Genomic DNA, 1,404 nt, shown 5'->3' with positions numbered 1-1,404 from the left:
CCTGGACGCGCTGCTGCTGGCGGTCCTGGAGCAGGGCGAACTCCACGGGTACGCGATCATCGAGGCGCTCCGGGCACGCAGCGACGGCACGCTGGACCTCTGGGCGGGCGCCGGCTCGGGCGGGTCCAGCTCGTCCGGCTCGGGCCCGCGCTGGCGGGGAGCGGGCGGGTCGTCGTCGACGCGGTCGGTCCCGCGCCCGGCGGTCGGCTCCCCCTGGTGCGGCACGCCGCTGAGCCGGCGGGGATGCTTGGCGGACGGCACCTGCTCGTGGTGGCCCGGCCGGCAGGGCTCGCCCTGGGCGCAGCCGTGCTCGGCCTCCCCGTGCCCCATCCCGGTCTCCTCACGTTCGCCATCGCCCGTCGGGCAGGTCGCCCCGACGCGCCCTGACACCGTACTGGCCGGGGCGGACGACGTGTGCGCCGCGTACCGGATCGGCGGACGGCGGAGATCATCAGGTCGGCCCGGGCCGCCGGACGGCCCGGCGGACGGGCCCCTCGGTGTGGAGTCCCTGCTCAGGGCGTGTCAGGCTGAAGCGGTGAGCGAGCCGGGCGGTAGCGACCTGTCGGCCACGCTGCGCCGGATCGAACGGGCGGCGGGGGCCCTGGCCACCGCCAGCGTGGCCCGGATGGACGAGAGCCTGCCCTGGTTCCGGGAACTTCCGGCGGACCAGCGCTCCTGGGTCATGCTGGTCGCCCAGGCGGGCGCCCGGTCGCTGGTGCAGTGGCTGCAGTCCGGCGGCGGCACCGCGGACAGCACCCAGGAGGTCTCCGACGAGGTCTTCGCCACCGCCCCGCAGGCGCTGGCCCGCTCGATCAGCCTCCAGCAGACCGTGGCGCTGATCAAGGTCACCATCGACGTGGTCGAGGAGCAGGTGTCGCACCTGGCCGCGAAGGGCGAGGAGCAGCAGCTGCGCGAGGCGGTGCTGCGCTTCTCCCGGGAGATCGCCTTCGCCGCCGCCCGGGTGTACGCCCGCGCCGCCGAGTCGCGCGGCTCCTGGGACGCCCGGTTGCAGGCCCTGCTGGTGGACGCCCTGCTGCGCGGCGACTCGCCGGACGTACTGGCCAGCCGGGCGGCCGCGCTGGGCTGGACGGACGCGCCACCGGTGGCGGTGGCGGTGGGCCGCTCCCCCGGCGGCGAGGTGGCCGCCGTGCTGCACACCGTCTACCGGCAGGCCCGACGGATCGGGGTGGAGGTGATCGGCGGCGTGCACGGCGACCGGCTGGTCATCGTGCTCGGCGGGGCGGCGACCGCTGGGCGCGACGGAGAAGCTGCTCACGGCGTTCGGCGACGGGCCGGTGGTGGTCGGTCCGGCCGTACCCAGCCTGGACGAGGCGACGGACTCCGCGCGGGCCGCGCTGGCCGGGTTCCGGGCGGCCCCGGCCTGGCCGACCGCGCCGCGCCCGG

At 77.1% G+C, this 1,404-nt stretch carries 1 protein-coding gene and 1 pseudogene; one reads left to right on the top strand and one right to left on the bottom strand.

Annotated elements, in window-relative coordinates:
• Positions 1-330: hypothetical protein (locus tag JNW87_RS38700; RefSeq protein WP_238455474.1), on the bottom strand; the 330-nt coding region annotated here is incomplete at its 3' end.
• Positions 331-535: 205 nt separating this feature from the next.
• Here JNW87_RS38700 and JNW87_RS38695 point away from each other — a divergent pair.
• Positions 536-1,404: pseudogene (locus JNW87_RS38695) on the top strand (PucR family transcriptional regulator); the annotation flags it as partial.

The organism is Micromonospora sp. ATA51, assembly GCF_016802855.1.
GTDB classification, from domain to species: domain Bacteria; phylum Actinomycetota; class Actinomycetes; order Mycobacteriales; family Micromonosporaceae; genus Micromonospora; species Micromonospora sicca.
Note: the sequence above shows the minus strand (reverse complement) of the source record. Positions and strands in the feature narration are given on the sequence as shown.